General features: G+C 53.9%; 15 protein-coding genes. 9 read left to right on the top strand and 6 right to left on the bottom strand.

Translation table 11 applies throughout. From position 1 onward, the window contains the following. The first annotated feature begins 342 nt into the window (after positions 1-342). The 3 genes from AC2IBB_RS18625 (at position 343) to AC2IBB_RS18615 (ending at position 5246) form a co-directional block, all read left to right on the top strand. Positions 343-1287, top strand: coding sequence for a hypothetical protein (locus AC2IBB_RS18625; protein ID WP_486328258.1), 945 nt, complete (start codon positions 343-345; stop codon positions 1285-1287). A 122-nt stretch (positions 1288-1409) separates the two neighbouring features. Then, a complete protein-coding gene (locus AC2IBB_RS18620) occupies positions 1410-2624 on the top strand; it encodes an EAL and HDOD domain-containing protein (RefSeq protein WP_486328257.1) in 1215 nt (404 codons plus the stop codon). A 276-nt stretch (positions 2625-2900) separates the two neighbouring features. Continuing rightward, positions 2901-5246 carry a S8 family serine peptidase gene (locus AC2IBB_RS18615; RefSeq protein WP_486328256.1) on the top strand — a complete coding sequence of 782 codons (2346 nt, stop codon included), beginning with the start codon at positions 2901-2903 and terminating at the stop codon, positions 5244-5246. A 20-nt stretch (positions 5247-5266) separates the two neighbouring features. Here the strand turns inward: AC2IBB_RS18615 and AC2IBB_RS18610 are convergent, their stop codons facing one another. After that, the gene (locus tag AC2IBB_RS18610) at positions 5267-5647 is read right to left on the bottom strand and encodes a hypothetical protein (RefSeq protein WP_486328255.1); all 381 of its coding nucleotides are present in this window, start codon (positions 5645-5647) and stop codon (positions 5267-5269) included. Positions 5648-5815: 168 nt separating this feature from the next. On the opposite strand from AC2IBB_RS18610, the gene AC2IBB_RS18605 reads away from it, so the two are divergent. Then, positions 5816-6367: an Mpo1 family 2-hydroxy fatty acid dioxygenase gene (locus tag AC2IBB_RS18605; RefSeq protein ID WP_486328254.1), complete on the top strand. Its 552-nt coding sequence runs from the start codon at positions 5816-5818 to the stop codon at positions 6365-6367. Between the two features lie 157 nt (positions 6368-6524). Continuing rightward, positions 6525-9947 carry a carbohydrate-binding domain-containing protein gene (locus AC2IBB_RS18600; RefSeq protein ID WP_486328253.1) on the top strand — a complete coding sequence of 1141 codons (3423 nt, stop codon included), beginning with the start codon at positions 6525-6527 and terminating at the stop codon, positions 9945-9947. An 80-nt stretch (positions 9948-10027) separates the two neighbouring features. Here AC2IBB_RS18600 and AC2IBB_RS18595 read toward each other — a convergent pair whose 3' ends face one another. Continuing rightward, positions 10028-10651 (bottom strand): glutathione S-transferase family protein, encoded by a 624-nt coding sequence (locus AC2IBB_RS18595; protein WP_486328252.1) that lies wholly within the window; start codon positions 10649-10651, stop codon positions 10028-10030. Positions 10652-10987: 336 nt separating this feature from the next. Here AC2IBB_RS18595 and AC2IBB_RS18590 point away from each other — a divergent pair, with 336 nt between their 5' ends. Beyond that, the gene (locus tag AC2IBB_RS18590; RefSeq protein WP_486328251.1) at positions 10988-12358 is read left to right on the top strand and encodes a tetratricopeptide repeat protein; all 1371 of its coding nucleotides are present in this window, start codon (positions 10988-10990) and stop codon (positions 12356-12358) included. A 49-nt stretch (positions 12359-12407) separates the two neighbouring features. Here the strand turns inward: AC2IBB_RS18590 and AC2IBB_RS18585 are convergent, their stop codons facing one another. From AC2IBB_RS18585 to rimJ, 4 genes are all read right to left on the bottom strand, one after another. Further along, positions 12408-13451, bottom strand: coding sequence for a methyltransferase domain-containing protein (locus AC2IBB_RS18585; protein WP_486328250.1), 1044 nt, complete (start codon positions 13449-13451; stop codon positions 12408-12410). A 53-nt stretch (positions 13452-13504) separates the two neighbouring features. Next, complete coding sequence (locus tag AC2IBB_RS18580; RefSeq protein ID WP_486328249.1) at positions 13505-14257, bottom strand: hypothetical protein; 753 nt, start codon at positions 14255-14257, stop codon at positions 13505-13507. Beyond that, entirely contained in the window at positions 14257-15411 is a 1155-nt protein-coding gene (locus tag AC2IBB_RS18575; protein WP_486328248.1) for a hypothetical protein, read from the bottom strand. Before AC2IBB_RS18575 ends, AC2IBB_RS18580 begins: the two co-directional genes overlap by 1 nt. Positions 15412-15568: 157 nt before the next feature. Beyond that, on the bottom strand, positions 15569-16138 hold the full coding sequence (gene rimJ / locus AC2IBB_RS18570; RefSeq protein WP_216739281.1) for a ribosomal protein S5-alanine N-acetyltransferase: 570 nt from the start codon (positions 16136-16138) through the stop codon (positions 15569-15571). Between the two features lie 188 nt (positions 16139-16326). Here rimJ and AC2IBB_RS18565 point away from each other — a divergent pair, with 188 nt between their 5' ends. The 3 genes from AC2IBB_RS18565 (at position 16327) to AC2IBB_RS18555 (ending at position 18061) form a co-directional block, all read left to right on the top strand. Beyond that, positions 16327-16602, top strand: a complete 276-nt coding sequence (locus tag AC2IBB_RS18565; RefSeq protein WP_486328247.1) for a hypothetical protein — start codon at positions 16327-16329, stop codon at positions 16600-16602. Between the two features lie 89 nt (positions 16603-16691). After that, the gene (locus AC2IBB_RS18560; protein ID WP_486328246.1) at positions 16692-17513 is read left to right on the top strand and encodes a helix-turn-helix domain-containing protein; all 822 of its coding nucleotides are present in this window, start codon (positions 16692-16694) and stop codon (positions 17511-17513) included. A gap of 80 nt (positions 17514-17593) precedes the next feature. Continuing rightward, positions 17594-18061: a hypothetical protein gene (locus AC2IBB_RS18555; RefSeq protein ID WP_486328245.1), complete on the top strand. Its 468-nt coding sequence runs from the start codon at positions 17594-17596 to the stop codon at positions 18059-18061. Positions 18062-18159: the final 98 nt, after the last annotated feature.

Below are 18159 nucleotides of genomic sequence, written 5' to 3'. Positions count from 1 at the left end.
TTCTCTGATTTTCCGTTATCGGTTGTATTGGCGTAACTGGTCTGACGCGCTTTGTTCAGACTCGCTATCAAATCTCAGTGTTTACACACCATCAAAATCCAAGCCAGATGCGCTAAATGAGGTGAAATGCTCTGTTTTTGAAAGGAAATTCGGTGAAATCAAGCTGTCGAAGCGAAGGCTGGACCCTAAGGGTTGGATGGCGTTTCGATAAATCCTATCCCGAATTGCATTGCAATCCGCCAACGGGATAAATCCGAAAGTGCGGAATCGCCGATTTGATGGGCCTCAGAGGGTGGGCATAAAACCTGCTGTAGTCTGGAAAACACATTAGGAAATGAAAACATGACGGAAAAGCAGAACCGCTTATGGCTGGCGGCAGGCGCATTGATGGTGGCGATGGCGTTGACGGCTGGCGCGTTCTGGCCCGTGAAGTCCTGGCCCTGGCCGCGCTTTATGGGGGAGCTGATGGATCTCGCCCACCTTCCGGCTGGGTTTATCCTCTATCTGATCACACCCTTGTTGGTCCCGCCTCTGGCCAGACGTCCGATCGCACGCATTATGCTGTTGGCGGCGCTCCTGGTTGTGTTGGAGGCGCTGCAACCATTGGTGGGGCGAAGCCGCAGTCTGGAGGATGCCCTGATGGGGATGGCGGGATTAGTGGCGGGATGGCTGTGGGGCGGCCAGCCTGGCTCTGGGTGTAAGAACCGCGCTCCTCTGTCGCTCCGGATGCTGGCGGTCAGTCTTATGCTCGGGGCGATCTGCTGGCGGGGAACCGGTTTATGGTGGCTGGCGCGGCAGAATTTCGTATTTCCGGATCTATTGGCGTTACCCTCGTCGTCATCGATGACGCTGGCGTCCTGGCGCGGGCTGGGGACGCCTAAGGTTTTGATATTGCAGGAAATGGACGAGGCGGCTGGGGAGAAAACGTTTATCCGCGCCAAGTCGGGAGAGGGGCGCTGGTTTGGCTTCGAATTCGTCAATCCTGATCGTTCCTGGAGCGGGCGTTCTCAGCTCTGTCTGGTCGCGCGCGCTCATACTGACTCTGGAAGGGGAAGGCTGGTTATCCGAATCGGCGATACGGACTCCACCAACTATATGAGCAGCGCTTCCTTCGAGCTGGATATCGATGCCGCCTGGACGCAGCGCTGCTTTGCTCTGGATGGGCTGCGTGCAGTGGATGGCCGGATTTTAAACCGGGAACGTATCCGCGAAGCGCTGATTTATATGGAGTCTGGCGCGCAAATACGTTATCTGGATTTGCACCGGGTAAGCCTGCGCCAAGCATAGAATCGGGAGAGGTTTAAGCAAGCGCTGTGATAGAAAAAACTGTTCGGACCCACGCCTTGACGGAACTGGCGTCCACTTCTACATTCCAAAGACAGCCCCCCTAGGACATAGCGCTACGTCTCATGGAACAGATACTGCTCGCACGCCAACCTATCGTCGACGCATCGCTTGAGGTGGTGGGATACGAGTTGCTTTTTCGCTCCAATGATCCCGCTTCCGGACCAATTACTGATGGAGATAAGGCGACGTCTGTCGTGTTGTTAAATGCGTTTACGGAAAAGAGCATTCAGGATGTCACTTCCGGTCATCTGGCTTTTGTTAATTTTACGGAGCAGCTATTGATGGCTCCGCCGCCTTTTCCCAAAGACCTTCTGGTGATTGAGATTCTGGAGACGGTAGAGCCCAGTAAAGAGGTTATTGACGCTGTCGGCAAGTTGTACAAGCGCGGGTACGTCATCGCACTGGATGATTACGACCTCAACAGCAAACAGGATGTATTGCTGGAGTACGCATCCATCGTGAAACTGGAGTTCCCGGCGATTGATAAGGCTGCGTTCAAGGGCTTGGTGGATAAACTTCGCAAGCGCAAGAAAGTGCGTTTACTGGCGGAGAAGATTGAAACCCATGACGACTTTGAGTTCTGCCTGAAGCAAGGGTGTGAGCTGTTTCAAGGCTATTTTTTCAGTAAGCCGGAAATTGTCACCGGTCGCAAAATGCCCCAGAGCAAGCTGGCGGTGCTGCGGTTGATCGCCATGGTGCAGAATCCGGACGCCTCGTTCGACCAGATCGTGAAAACCATCGCCAGTGATCCGCCCCTGAGCGTCAAGCTGCTGCAACTGATCAACTCTATCTCGTTCCGGCGCCCGCAACCCATTGACTCCATTCACAAGGCCGCGGTGTTGCTGGGGTTGGAGCAGCTGCGCGCCTGGGTCATGTTGCTGGCGCTGTCCGGTATCGAAGATAAACCAAAAGCGCTGATTGTCATCGCCCTCATTCGCGCCCGCATGTGCGAACAGATCGCGGCGACCATTGAACCGGATAAGCGCGACACCTATTTCACTATTGGTCTGTTTTCCACGCTGGATGCGTTTTTTGATCGCACGATCGAGGACATTCTCAGCAAACTTCCTCTCTCCAGCATGGTTATTGACGCCTTGCTCAAAGGCGAAGGTAAGGCCGGGCTGGCGCTGATCACCGTACGCCTGTATGAGCGTTGCGATATGCAAAGCATTCCCTGGGCGCAGCTGGAAGAACTGGGCCTGAACGGGCCCGCCATCAGTAAACTGTATCGCGACTGCATCGTATGGGCGGATGAGCGCTCCAGTCTGAAGACCTAGCTTCCGCTGACGTTGCAATATTGACGGCATACGGCGGATTTCGTCTTGCGCCACCTGCTTTTCTACCCAAGACAGTGTTTTCTCCCTCAGATAGACTGCCCGGTTCTGGGCGCTCACTCCTTTAAAAATAATTCGCCCACCAAGCCTGAAACGCTGATGAGAAGGTATTTGACAATATCGACGCGATGTCGCTGTGAACTTCCATGGAAGCATGGCGCCGTCTGCAATCGGATCTGAAAGGAATATCGGATTTAATTGATTGGTCGGAGATCCAATATGCGTAAATATCTTTACGGCGCCGGGGTGGCGCTGTTCCCTTGTTTATTATCGCTGCCATCCGGGGCCTGGGCGGCGTCGGAAGCGCCGCCGGTGAAGGCGGTGCTGGTGAAATACAAAAGCGACGCCCTGGCTCACCGAGTCCGGCGCGCTGCGCCGCTGGCGGGCGTTAACGCCGCTGATCCGGTCACCCGGGATGGCGCTCTGGTGCGTTACGATCTGAATGGCATGACGCCGGAAGCGGCGGTGGCGCACTTCGCTGCAGATCCCACAGTGGCCTACGCGGAGCCGGATTATCCTCTGCGTATGGACGCCAGCCCAGACGATCCCGAACTGAGCGAACAGTGGGCTTTGTTCAATGTCGACGATCGCAATAACGACATTCATGCTCTGGACGCCTGGAACCTGCAAACCGGCGACACGCACGTACTGCTGGGTATGATCGACAGCGGCGTGGATTACCGCCACGAAGACTTACAGGACAATCTGTGGAGCAACCCCCGCGAAATTCCCAACAATGGCCGTGATGACGATGGCAATGGCTATGTGGACGACATCTACGGCGTCAATGTGGTGAACCGCTCTGGCGACCCGATGGACGCCAACAAGCACGGCACTCATGTCGCGGGCATCATGGCGGCGGTGGGCGATAACGGACTGGGCGGCGTCGGCGTCAACTGGCGCGGAAGCCTGGTCACCTGCGCATTCATCGACGAAGATGGGTTTGGTTACACCTCTGACGCCATCGCCTGCATGGACTATATGGTCGACCTGAAAAGACGCGGCGAAGCGTTGGCGGCGATCAACAACAGCTGGGGCGGCGGCGCGCCCGGACAGGCGATGGAAGAGGCTATCCAACGAGTGGAAGCCGCCGGCGTGTTGATGGTGTTCTCCGCCGGCAATGACGGTCGCAATAACGATCATTATGGGCATTTTCCCTCCAACTACGACAATCCCGCCATCGTCGCCGTGGCCAGCACGGACCGGGAAGGGGAGTTATCCGGCTTTTCCAATTACGGGCTGGAGAAAGTGCATATCGCGGCGCCGGGCTCGGATATCTATTCCACCTTGCCGAATCACGCCTACGGCTCCCTCAGCGGCACCTCTATGGCGGCGCCGATGATCACCGGGACCCTGGGGTTGATGGCGGCGCATAACCCGGATTTGGACGCTCAGGGGCTGAAACAGGCGTTGCTCGACGGCGCTGATCAGGTCGCTGCGCTACAGGGCAAAATTCCCGAGGGACGCCGCCTGAATCTGGAAAAAGCCCTGCTGGCGGCGGATGATCGACCGGGCTTCCGCATCGCGCCGGAAACGGACGTGGTGGATATTCCCCAGGGCGAGATGCGTTCGTTGACAGCGCGTTTGCAGTCTTTGTTCGACTGGAGCGGCATGGCGGACCTGTCCGTCTCACAGCCCCAGGCTGGCGTTTACGTTCAGCTTCCCCGGGCGTTGCAAGCGAACGAAAGCGGCGATCTGACCTTTAGCGTCGGCGCGGAGACGCCGGTGGGGCGCTATTTCGTGGAGCTTAAAGGCGTGGAAAGCGACAAAGCGAGCCAGCCCTTCAAAAGCGCCAAGCGCATCACCGTCAATGTGCTGCCGCAAGGAACGCGGGACTTTGATTACGCCAACGGCGAAGCGACGCCGATTCCTGACCATAATTCCCGTGGGCTATGGAGCCCGATGCTGGTGTCCGAGAATCTGGAACTGTGGGACGCTGCGGTGAGTCTGGATATCTCTCATCCCTGGCGCGGCGACTTGCTGGTCAATCTGCTATCGCCGGACGGGCGGAGCTTTCGTTTGCGGGAGCGGGGCGGCCTGACGGAAGATGATCTGGTGCGCTCCTATCGACTGCCGCAGATGCGCAATATCCCCTCGCAAGGGCTGTGGTTTCTGCAAGTAATCGACGCCTCGCCGTTTCAGGAAGGCGTGCTCAATCACTGGGACATGCGCTTGCGCGGGCGTCCGCTGGTCGCCGCGGAACTGACCGAGCGCACGTTGCAGACCGAGGACGTCACTCTGCCCAAAGGCGAGACCACGGAAATCGTGCTGCCGCAGCATGCGGTGGGCAAAATTAAAGGCGTCGCCGTGGATCTGGCGATCAGCGGCGCCTGGTTGGGCGGCTATAAAGTCACTCTGCTGTCCCCGGCGGGCACGGAATACGTGCTGCACGACAAAAACGGCAGCTTCAACGACTACGATCTGCAACTGGCGGATCATTTCATCACGGACTTCCATGACGAAAACGCCGCCGGCGTCTGGAAAGTCCAGGTGGCGCGCATAGGTCTGGACGACAAAGCGCTGCTGCGCCATGGCGCCATCAAGCTCTATATCGCGCCTGACTGATGGCTGATCGCCAAGCCGCCTTAATCGGCGGCTTCGGGCTCTCCGTAATGAAACTTCATGTATTCGCAATCCCAGGAGGAATCGTTCAGGACGCGCCTGATCTGATCGCGGCTGAATACATACATGTTACCCTGATAGTTCTTTTTAAATGCTTCATGGCCCATATCGACGCTCTGCGCCAAGGCGGTTCTGAACTCCTTGGCTTTGACTGCTTCGGAAATTTTATCGCCCAACTTGGTTCGATACTCTTCGAGACTCATTGAGTCAACGTCAGGCCAATACTTGGGATTATGGACTTCGCAAAATGCCTCAGCTTCGCTCTTCAAATCCTGCGCGGACGATTCCGCGCATGCTGGCGTAGCGGCGAGCGCAGTCAAGCAGACAATCAAATAAGGTTGCATTCTTATACTCAATAATTCCTGATCGGTGAAAAAGCCGGCGTCGCCAAGGCGTGTCATCTACACGACAGAGTAGGGCTTGTCGCTCACCTATACTCCTCGTTAAACCCATAAAAATAAACCATGGACGCCTGAGTATTATCATTGGCGTCCGATAACGGGAGAAACGGGATGAAAACACTGTCCGAGCATTTGACCCAGTATGCGGCTTATCACCGTGACCGCCGCAATATCGCCACCCACTTTATCGGCATTCCCATGATAGTGCTGTCCATCGCCACGCTACTGTCGCGACCGAGCTTTGAGCTGTTTGATATGGTGATGACGCCGGCGATGATAGTAGTGGTCGCCTCGCTGGTTTTCTATCTGATGTTGGATTTTGCGTTTGCGCTGTTGATGTTGGTGTTATACGTTCTGTCGCTGTGGGGCGGCGCCGCGCTGGCTGCGCAGTCGCAGGCGGTGTGGCTGAGCGCGGGCATTGGTTTGTTTGTGGTGGGCTGGGTGTTTCAGTTCGTGGGCCACTACTACGAAGGGCGCAAGCCCGCATTTGTGGACGACCTGAGCGGCCTGATTATCGGCCCGTTGTTCGTGGCGGCGGAAGCCTGTTTCTACTTCGGTTTGCGGCGGGAGGTTCTGCTTTCCATCGAAGAAAAAGTCGGCCCGACGCTGATACGGGACATGAACGCGCCTCATACCGACAGCAAGCGTTTGCATGAATCTTGATCTGGTCGCCCATTGAGCAAAAAACTGATATTCCCCTCACAGATTTGTAACTGGTGAAGGATTAACCCAAAAAGCCCATTGCCCCAGGGCTTTTTTTTAGGCAATTTATGAAAGCGTTTTCACTAACGGAAATCATAGAATTACAAAGGGGGTAATCATGGCGTTTGTACAGGACAACAAGGAGCGGCCACGCCGTCAAGCAGCCAAAGCCGGGCTGTTTATGCTGTCGGCGCTGTCCGCGGCCATGGCGCATGCGGATGTCGGCGCGTTGCTGTGGGAAGAAAACTTTGACTCATTGAATCCTTCCGTCTGGAATGTCGATGAAGGGGACGGCTGTCCCAGCCTGTGCGGTTGGGGCAACCAGGAACTGCAGTGGTACGCCAAGGACAATCTGTCCATCGAAGAGATTCCCGCAGAACCGGGCAATCGTGCGTTGGCGATTGAAGCCCGTCGCCAGGATGTCGGCGGCAAAGCTTTTACGTCAGGCAAAATCACCACCAAAGACGCGGTCTCCGTTCGCTACGGTATGATCGAAATCCGCATGCAGGCGCCGGAAGTCGGCGTTGGCCTGTGGCCAGCGGCCTGGATGCTGGGGACCAGCACCGCCAATTGGCCGGCCAAAGGCGAAATCGATATCATGGAAATGGGCCACAGCGCGGCGGGACGCAAGAATGCCGGCCATGACGGCGCGCCCATCAATAACTACGTTGGCTCCAACCTGATTTTCTATGCGGACTCAGCCTGCGTGCCGGACAATCCGTCCTGCGCCGCCAGCACCGCCTGGAATACCGACAACGCCTATGTGGCGCCCACGCCGTTGAGCAACCGCTTCGTCACTTATCGTTTGTATTGGACCGATTCCCAGATTCGCTTCGCCATCGTGGATAACGGACAGGAGCACGATCTGTACGACAACCCGATTCCCATTGGCGGCGAGGCGGAAGAGTTTCAGGCTCCGTTCTACTTCCTGCTGAACCTGGCGGTGGGCGGAAACTTCACCGACGCACGCGACAACGGTCAGGTCTCCGCACCGCTGCCGGGAAAAATGCTGGTGGATTACATCCGCGTGTATGAGCTGGACGGCCAGGGCGAAGTCAAACTCGGCCGTCCTGGTCCAGAATCGGGAACCTTTGGCGTATTCACCGACGAGTCCGCCACCACTAACAAGCTGGAAGCGGGTTCTTCATCTGATATCTATGTATGGGACCAATCCACGTCTGGCGGCTCGGAATCGCCTTATGAAGGCGACAAAGTCATCTCCTGGAAAGCCAAGGCTAACACTTGGTTTGGCGGCGGCGTTCAGGCTCGTCAGCCCGTCAATCTGAGCAAGTTTGACGAAGGCGAACTGACGTTCCGCATCAAGATTCCCGCCGACGTTTCCTTCCGCATCGGCGTGACGGACACTCATACCAATCAGAGCTGGCTGGACTTTCCCGCTTATGAAGACAAGTACGGCCTGACCCGCAACGGCGAATGGGGGGAAGTCAGTATTCCCGTAGCGGAGTTGCGCGGCGAACTGATCGACTTGCGTTCGATTCAGTATCCCTTCGCCATCCTGAGTAAAGACGGTCAGTTGCCGGGGGCGGATTTCGCTTTCGCCATTGACGATATTCTCTGGACCGGCGGTGGCGGCCCAGTGGTGGTGGACAGCGATAACGACGGCGTCAACGACAATGAGGACATGTGTCCCGGCACGCCGGCGGGCACGCCAGTCGGCTCCGACGGTTGCCCATTGGAGCAGGACGCGGACGGCGATGGCGTGGAAGACAGCATCGACCAGTGCCCCAACACGCCAGCGGGCGCTGAAGTGGACGAGGTAGGTTGCCAGATCATCGTGACGGATAAGATCAAAGTGCAAGCTGAAGACTACAGCGCGTTCTACGACACGACTCCGGGCAACAATGGCGGCGTCTACCGTGAAGACGATGTGGACATCGAAGCGACCTCTGACGTGGACGGCGGCTACAACATCGGCTGGACCGACGCCAACGAATGGCTGGAGTACAGCGTCACGCTGGGGCAGGGGCAGTACAGTCTGGACGCGCGCGTCGCCTCCCTGGTGGGCAATGGCAAATATGCCGTATTCATTGACGGGGACCTGGTTGGTTCAAAAACCGTCGACGCCACTGGTGGCTGGCAGACGTTTGTGACTCAGGAAGTCGGCAGCTTTAGCGTCGAACGCGGGCAGCACACAGTGCGAGTTGAACTGTATGGCGGCGAGCTGAATCTTAACTGGATGGAAATTCGCTCCATGGATGTCATCGATAGCGATGGCGACGGCGTCAAGGACGAGCAGGATCTGTGCCCGGGCACGCCCGCCGGCGACGAGGTGGACGAGAACGGCTGTACGGTGGTGCGAACCGAGAATGTCGTCGTACAGGCGGAAGACTATGACGCCTATTTCGACACCACGCCTGGCAATCAGGGCGGCGCTCATCGTAATGACGACGTGGACATCGAAGTCAGTGGCGATATCGATGGCGGCCACAACGTGGGCTGGATCGCAGGGTCCGAGTGGCTGGAATACAACGTGTCGCTGGGCGCGGGCGAATATGACCTCACGGCCCGGGTCGCCTCCGCCGTGGGAGGCGGTCGCTTTCGCGTGCTGGTGGATGGCGCGGAAGTGGGAACGGGGTCCGTCGCCAACACCGGCGGCTGGCAGTCCTATCGCACGCTCCCCATCGGAACCTTCTCCATAGACCAGGGCGAACATCGTGTCCGGGTGGAGGCGAGTGCGGGCGAATTCAATCTAAACTGGCTGAATATCCTCACTCACAGTGATGCGGACAGCGACAATGACGGCGTCGCCGATAACCTCGACCAATGCCCAAACACGCCAGCGGGAACTCAGGTGGATGCTGCCGGTTGTCCAGTTGGGGGAGAAGGGGACAATGTCCGGGTAATGACGTTTAACGTCCGCACGGAACAGGCTAACGACCCCGGAGAACGCAACTGGAGCCAGCGCAAGGGCGAAGTGGTGCGCACGATTCAGCGCCAGAACCCGGACCTGCTGGGCCTGCAGGAACCCACCGGAGGACAGTATGACTTCATCAAAAACACCCTGGGCGCCAATTGGAGCGCCACCAGTTACCGTCAGATACTCTATCGCTCCGACCGCTACACCTACGTGGATGGCGGACTGATTGAATTGGTGGCGGATGTGTGGGGGCCTCGCAGCGCGGAGTGGGCGAAAATGAGACGCAACGCGGATGGCCGCGAGCTGGTGTTTATTAACACGCACTGGGGCGTGGATGGGAACTCCCAACAAGGCTCCGCCAACATTCTGAGAGACCGCCTGGGTGAAGTGAATCAGAACTGGTCGACGCCAACGGTATTGCTGGGAGACCTGAACGCCACTCCTGATAGCGGGCCGATTAATACTTTAGTTAACCAAACGCCCCTGAACAGCTTCTTCAGCGGCGGCACCTTCAACAACTGGAATGTCCAGGCCGGACCTCAGCTGGATCATGTGGTTGGAGCTGGCGTCAGCGCCGTCGGCTGTGCGCTGGAAGTATATCGTGAAGGCGACTATCCGCCTTCCGATCATTACCCCATCGCCTGCGAATTGCGCGTGCAGTAGGCGCCCTTCGTGAATACGCCCACATACGCTTTCTCAGTGTATGTGGGCGTATGCTGAGGTTAGGCGGACACTCTCTGGCCTTAGGAGGCGTCGTATTTCGCTTCCATTTCCGCCGCAGCCTGATAGCTGGCATGTTTCTCCAGCACAGCTTGATAACGCTGAATATTGGGATACTTGGCCATTGCGCCGCTGTTTTGCAGGATATCCAGAATGAAGGAGATCATGATATCCGCCCCGGTGAGCCGATTATCGACCAGATAGTCCTTGCCTTCCAAAGATCGCTCCAAGTGGCCGATCACCTTGCCGATTTCCGTCTGCGCATACCCATGCAAAAAGCGGGTTTCAGTTCCCTCTCTATCCGCAAAGAGTTTCAGCAGTAACGGCAGTATTGCCGAGCTTTCCGCAAAATGAATCCAATACAGATACTCCGTGAAGGACTTGCTGTCGCGGGCTGGCGCCAGTCGGTCAGCGGCGTAGCGTTCGATCAGGTATTCCGTAATGGCGCCGGATTCGGGAAGCACGATGTCATCCACTTCGACCACGGGAGATTTGCCCAGGGGATGAATTTGGGTCAATTCCGGCGGGGCCAGGAAAGTGGTTTTGTCCCGTTGATAGGAGAAGACGCTGTAAGGCTGTCCGATCTCCTCCAGCAGCCACATGATGCGCCGGGAGCGGGATTTGTTGAGGTGATGCAGTTTTATCATGAGTATGAAGTCCTGTTTTCTTGCGTGAATGATGAGAGGCGTTTCCTGAGGCGGATCAGCAGGGAAAAAGGGCGGCGCCTGAGCAAAAAACGCCCTTGAATGAGTCAGGCGTCGATGTTAAGTGATTGAAAAAATATGGTAAATAACCATTGGATGTTTTCGGTGTAAATTTTGTTAATCCGCGCCCGGCAGGCTTTTCTCCCTTCACTATAATTAAGGTATAGCCGGGAAAGCCTGGAGTTAGTTCTACTGAGCGTGAGGCGACGTTCCGGACCCACTGCAAAACGTCTCTGCATGGATCATCAACAAGGTCGATTTTATCGGCGGGTGCTGTCTATGAGAGATACCAGAAAAGCGTCCAAATATTTACCTTCTGTCGGTTCATGGTGTTTTTCCCTTCTTTTCAACGTTCTGTGGATTGCGAACCTGCAGGCGGTTGATTTCGATACGTTCAGGCAGGAAGCGGAGAAGGCCGGGGCGGCGTATATGGCCTATTCCGATGGGGAAGAGTTTCATCAGCTTTTTGTTGAGGGGAAAGCCAGTGAGGCGATACAGCGCTTGCAGAGCCTGACCCCTGACGAAGCCAAGTCCGTCTACGACTATTTCATTCTTGGCAATATGCTTTACCAGCTCGATCCGAACGTCAGCTACAACTATATGATTCGCGCCGAACGCCTGGAGCCGGACAACCCCATGATCCTCTACGAACGAGGTATGCATGAACATCGCAACAGTCAGTTCCAGAACGCGTTGCGCTATTACGAGAGACTAGTCAGGGCCAGACCACAGGGACTGAATCCGATCGCCTGGGCGTATATCACCCATGCTTATCTGATGCAGGGAAACGTGGAAAAAGCGCTTAACGCCTGGCGCAAATCAGACTTCAGCGAGCATCATATCGCCATAGAAAAAGGCATGTATACGCTGTTCTCCGATAGCCGTCAGGAGGCGCGCCGCGAGGCGCTCATTCGTGATGTTGAGGCGGGGGCCACGGAGAAGCTGTGTGACTTGTGGTCGCTGGATTCGAACTGGGAAATAGACTGGTGGAATCAGCGTCCGAAGGAGGATTACCTGGCGTTCGACAGAGCTTTAATCGCCAGGACGGTGATGGACGCCAACTCGCCGCAGGCCGCGCAATTGCGTCTGTGTCAGGACATCGACCGGCTCTCGAAAGCGGAGCTGCTGCAACGATTGCAGGCGCTGAAAATTTCTCCGCCGGATAATCATTTGCCTGTTTCCGCAACACTGATCCGCAAGATTTTCGCGCAATTGACCGCGTTGAAGGCGGCGACGCCCAGTCAGCTTTTCGACAGATACGGCGCGCAACTGAAAAACTACGCGGCGCAGTTTCCTCAAGAGCCTTTGTATTACGACTTGCTGGGATTCTTATACGCCAATGCGGGCAAGAGCGATGCGCTGAAAGAAGTGGACGAATACGGCTGGAAAATTCTCAAGAAGGAGAAGTTCGCCAACAGTTATGTGGTCGGTCTGGGGCGGGAAAACAAGGCGTTTATCCCCACGCTCAATGAAGCCCTGCGCGAGTTCCCCAACAGCGTCTTCCTGAATACGATCTATCTGCAATTCGGCGAAAAGAACAAGCAGACTCTGGCGCGTTATGTGGCCTCCCAGTTCAGTAATGTCAGCGGCTCGACCTATCGCTTGAGCGATTACATGGCGAGCCTGCAATACGAGATTGAGAACCTGTAGCCACACCTCAAAGGCCGGTGCGCGTCAGGTTGGACGCGCACTCAAGAGGCTAACAACAGGGAGCGTCTGCGCTGACTGTGGGCGATGCGTCATCAAAGGGAGCCGCGGTTCCGCATCCTTCAAAGATGCCATAGTGTCGGCTAAAGTCCCCGATAAACTGAAAGTGATCGGCGAATCGTGTGTCGCTCAGCATACGCCAGGTATTGCCGCAAACCGGGAAGACGCGGCCGGCTTCGATGGCGTGATGTTTATCAAGAATGAACTGGTGAGGGTGGTCTGGAAGGGTTCCTTGATAGATCACCGCCTGCCCATAGTCCTCACAAGCGGTTTCCAGCGCATCGATATTGAATAGCCTGTAGGTGGCGGAGTAAAAATTAATACTGCCGATACGCTCCGCCAGACTGTTATCAGTAATAGCCAGTGGCCTGTCCTCCACCAGACGCGGATCAGCGAAGCCGGTCTGATGCGCCAAGCGCAGAAAGTCGTTCCAATACAGCGCGCCGCCCAGGCATTCTCCATAAAGGGTGGGGTCGTCATGGAGGTCGGCTGGAACGCGTCTGTCGGCGTAAACATCCGAGAAGTAAAACTCCCCGCCGGGTTTTAACAGACGCTGCAATCCACGCAATACGGAGGCTTTATCCGGCGACAGATTAATCACGCAATTGGAGACAATCACATCAAAAGACCCAGGCTCAAGATTCAGCTCGTCCAGTTTCTCGATATAACCCTGCAAAAAGCGCACGTTATCGAATCCAAACTGCGCTGCATGCCAGGCCTGATGAGATCGGGCGACCTGCAGCTGCTCATCCGTCATATCCACGCCGACCACCTGTCCACGCGGGCCCACCAGCTGAGCCAGCGCATACACATCACGCCCGGAACCACAGCCCAGATCCAACACCCGACAGCCTTCCAACAATGGTGGGCACACCAGGCCGCAACCGTAGTACCGTGAGGACACCTCTGGATGAATCCTCGCCAACAGAGGCTTCAACCAGGCGGGAACACTGCTGACATCGCAACAGGCGGAGGTTTTCAAGTCAGAAGAACTTTGCAGTTGTTTGCCGTAGTAGTCTTTGACGAATTCGTGCATCTGTTAGTACCTTTCTATACTCAGCTTTGAGTCAACTTCGGTTTAAACTACAGCTAAGACTTCTCTAATTCCACCATCGACATTATATGGTTTACATCCTGTAGCATACGCTCACTTCTTGCGTCTTTAGAACCTTGTTCAAAGGTGAGCCAAAAACATATGGTGATATAGAAACAATCATTTAACGGGTAGGCCCAATAGTGAGTGATGTCAGGGCCAGGTATTCCCTCACCTACTAAAGAGTAGTGAAGCCAATTAGTCCCATTTATATGCTGTTTTATATAAGTTTCAGGCAAATGAACAAGTCTGTTTGAAGGAACTTCTCCTTTTGTAGTTATATTGCCCTTGAACTCTTCCCTAGCTCTCCAATTGACTCCCCTTTGGTTGCCTTCTCCAGGAGTTTCATAATAGTCCCAATAGTCCCTTTTTAGATAAGCCTCCAAGCTACCTAGGTCATTTTCTGAAATAGAGCACTGGCTATTTATGCGATTAATATCTATGTGCATAGAAAACTTGCAAAGTTGGCCGAAAGCACCTTGCAGAAAAAAACCTTTATAGCTCCACCATTGAAACTCCACTCGGGAACATAGCCGATTGTACTCTTGTTTCAGCTCATAGGATTCAAATATATCTGGATGAAGATTGATATGATCTGGTTTAGGACCAGAAGGGCGCCCGGACTGAATTCTATTAGATGGAAGCCTATAACTTAGACGATGCTCTCCAATGCTAATACATTTATCTGTTAGCTGACTAAAGTCAGGGCCTTTACCTGTTGTAACTGAGTTCAATATTTTCTTCAGCATCAGCTTAGCAAATCGCGCTCTTTGATCATTTGCTCTGCGTAGTCATCGTAGCCGCACATCTGTAAATGGCGTAGACTACATTCAAAACCCAAGTAAGGTAGCGTATGAGGACTGGTTTGTACAGGATGGCCATCTTCGTAAACTAACTTGCGGAATTTTTTACAGCGGCTTCTTGATGATTTGGTCAGGTTGTTTAACCCTGCCAAATGAGGGACGAGATCGAAAGGGCTTTCTCTGGCTAGTTCAACTATCTCAATACCAGCTTCATTAAATGCTTTCTCAGCTCGCTTCTTCTTGTTGCCTCCAGCATGTATTGCAACTTTCTGACCATCCAAGCGAACTCCCATTTTATTCACCAATTCTACTGCCCGCACAAATATAATACCGCCTTGACTATGGCAAACCCACTTAACCTTCCTATTCTTTCTTTGGCAATCAGTTAGTACAGCCGCTAACTGCTTACTAAGCTTTGATGAGCTTATTCTGTCTAGTGCGCATTCAAAAAGGTCTAACGCAACGCCCTGCGTTGGATTGTGAAAGAGAGTGTAAGTCTTTGGATGGTCATCCCAATAAGCTGTATCAAGGTGCACGCCCATTAACCACCTTGCCTTCCTAAGGTCATTCTGCATACCATTAACTGCAGCATGCTCTGTGGTAACCTCAACTTGGGCTCTGGGTTCCCCCCAGGCTCTCTCTAGCGCTCTGACGTCCTCATCAGAAGAGTGTTCATGGTAGCGTGTATCAGATACTCTGGGTACTTTGTACAGGCTCGCTACTTCATCTTTAGCAGCGGATTGGCTACCTACTATACTAGGATCAATCTCAATTGAGTTGATAACAATCTTTTCGGAGTTTACGCTGTAAATTAAGCATAAATTACCTGCTGCTGTGATCGACTCTTGCTTGGCGCGCATGGACATAGGTTTTAGTAAAAAACCTGCACTACCTCGACCATAACCACCTTCTGAAACTATTTTATTTATAGCGCGGTAAATTTCTGTCTTCTGATAATCATTAAGATTCATAAGGAAGCTGTTAGCTTCTTTGGTGATAAGAAGCTCTTTGCCGCTCAGCTTTCTACGTAGTCCCCAACGCGAAACGGGGTTTTCTAAAGGGATTAGCTGGTGGTGGTCTGGAAGGTTGCGTTCTTGCATGTGTAGTTCCTATTGGGGCAGAAAAGAAGAACCATCCTAACGATTAAATTTGGTGTTCCAATAATCCATGTGGCTTGACCAATGTGGCCTATGGGGAGAACCCTAGGCGCGAAGCTTCTCAACTAGTGTGATTAACATAGAGCATTAGAGTGCTGCGCTATTTCTCATTAATCAACGAAGTCAAAACATGATCCGTCCATTCGCCGTTTATCTTCAGATAGGATCTGGCTTTTCCTTCCACTTCAAAACCCAGGGACGCTAATAGTTTGCCGCTGCGGTGATTTTCCGGGCGATAGTTGGCCATGATGCGGTGCAGGCCGTAATGGTGAAACATGAAGTAGATCCCCGCCGACAAGGCCTCCTGCATCAATCCTTTGCCTTGTTCCTGGCCCGCGATGGCGAAGCCCAGATGGCAGGCCTGGAAGGCGCCGCGTACGATGTTGGAGAAGTTGCAGATGCCGATAACGTCGTCAGATTGTCGGGGGAACATCAGTAAACTCACTGCGTAGCCTTGCTCCATGACGCGAGCCATGTCCGTCAGTCGCTGCATTTGTCCGGAGAAAGTATAAAAATCGTCATCCCGAGCGGGCTCCCAGGGCGTCAAATGGGCTTTGTTGTGTGTGTAGTAGTCGAGCACGCCTTGGGCGTAAATAGGGGAGGCCAAGCGTAGAGAAAGACGTTCTGTCAGCAGTCCTGCGCCGGGAAATAGCTGTAATTCTGGGGGCATTCTTCTATTCCGTAGATGAAAAAGAGATAGATCGGCTGCCTAGTTTACCTAATAACGGCTGTAGAAAGCCCATGGGGAGTGTTAAATTACCGCCCTGTAAATTGCACTCGCTCAAAATCCTTATCTACGGTTACCGTGGGCCGAGCGTAGCGCTTCACATCTCAATTTTTCATAGGGAGATAACTGGCATGGTCAGACTCGCGCAGTTTGCCGGCGCAGCAATGGCGGTGATCGCAGTGGCGCTCCTGTTGATCAAAATCTTCAGCGGCGAGAATGCTGGTCTTAGCGATGAATCCATCTACTTCATGTCTCTCTTTCAGGTTTTTCTCGGTGGTCTGGTGATCTATGCGGGGCAATTGAAGATTCAGGGGAAAGAGAACGGCGATAAGATTTTCAGGGCGAGCATCGCCGCAACGCTGTTGTTTTTTGTGATGGCTTATCGCTGGTTTTTTAGCGGCGCATAAGGCGTGAGAGTTGCAACAATTCTCTATATTGCGCCGCGCTTTTTAGTAGTAATCAATTCAGGTCAGTCTTGCTGCGTTATTGGAAAACGATGATAACTTGGAAGCGCCAGCCAGAGGATGCGTTCGTATCCCGTTACATAGAGTGTTATTGGTTTCTCCGCAAAGACCAGGACGATATCGCTCATGACAGTCCCAAACTGAATCCCTGTCCAGAAGCCCATTTAATTATTGCTCTGCCGGAGCAGTTTTATACGTATAGTCTCTGCGAGCGTGAACTCTCTGGAAAAGGGACGCACCTGATGCTCCCCAACACCAGCAGTATGGTTTTGCATCAGGCGGAGCCGTTCGTCATTCTGGGAGTTAAGTTCAAGCCGGGCGCACTCTATTCCATCGCCAATGGTCTTGCCGCTATTAATGACGTTATTTCTCCACCGGGTTTTCTGGCTGAAATACCTGATCTGGTGAGAGAAGAAGCTCTCAATAACGCCGCTGACAATGCTGTAACGGTAGGCCGGAATCTGGATGCATGGTTCAAGGCGCATTCGCACTGCATCCGGGAAGATCAGCATAGCCGGCTGGTGCGAGATGCACTCATATTGCTTGCAACCACGAAAGCGTCTGAGCTTGAGGCAGGGTTGTATCGCTCTTTGCGGGCGGTGCAACGCGCCTTCGTACGGGTGACGGGGCTGACGCCGAAGCAATATCAGATCATGGTGCGACTGGATGAGCTATTGTTGTATCTATATCAGCAAAATACCGAATCCATGAGCTGGGCGGATGTGGCCGCCATATTTGGCTTTACCGATCAACCCCATCTGATTCGATACTTTAAGAAACTGATTGGCGATACGCCTCACGCGTACCGACAAACCAAAAATTTAACCATAGATGCTTATGGCGACTTTGAGTAAGTCAGGCTTTTGCGAGGCATGGCAAGTGGAAAGCATGGTTGTTCGACGCGTCTCAGTTGAACGTTCTTCAGGGCTAACAAATGAATAGCAGAATTCATACGCTGCTTATATCCGCCGACGTCAAAGGGAGTTGGGAGTATCCTCCTGATTTTAATTGGGAGTCCTCCGTCAGCGAGCTTGGGAAACATAAGGGGGCGTTGGAAAAGCTCATCTCTGCGGAGCTGGAGTTGGACACCAATGCACAGGACGCTTCATTTTTTGCAGATATCTATCAGCTGGAAACGCCGTACGCCGACAGCGGGGCGCTGCAGGTCGTGATCTATCACTTTGCTTTTCGTTTCTCCAACTATGGCGGGTTATTTACGCTTCTTAATGAGAGTGCATGCGACAGCGCCGAACAGCGACAGTTGCAAAGCTGTGTCGCCTATCTAGAAGCACAGGGATATGTCTATATACCGATGAATGAACTGGACTCCCCTTACGATGGCGTTAATGCTGGGGATATCTCGCCAATAACCTGGTGGACGCGATACTTTGATTATTTGTAGTTTTACCGGGGCTTATCGCTCCTCATCTTTTTGGGGCTCCAGCGCCAATATGGAGTATAATCGCCGCCCCAACACGCGCACGGATTATCGAGGTAGTA

Source organism: Hahella sp. NS-SX17 (assembly GCF_057367735.1).
Note: the sequence above shows the minus strand (reverse complement) of the source record. Positions and strands in the feature narration are given on the sequence as shown.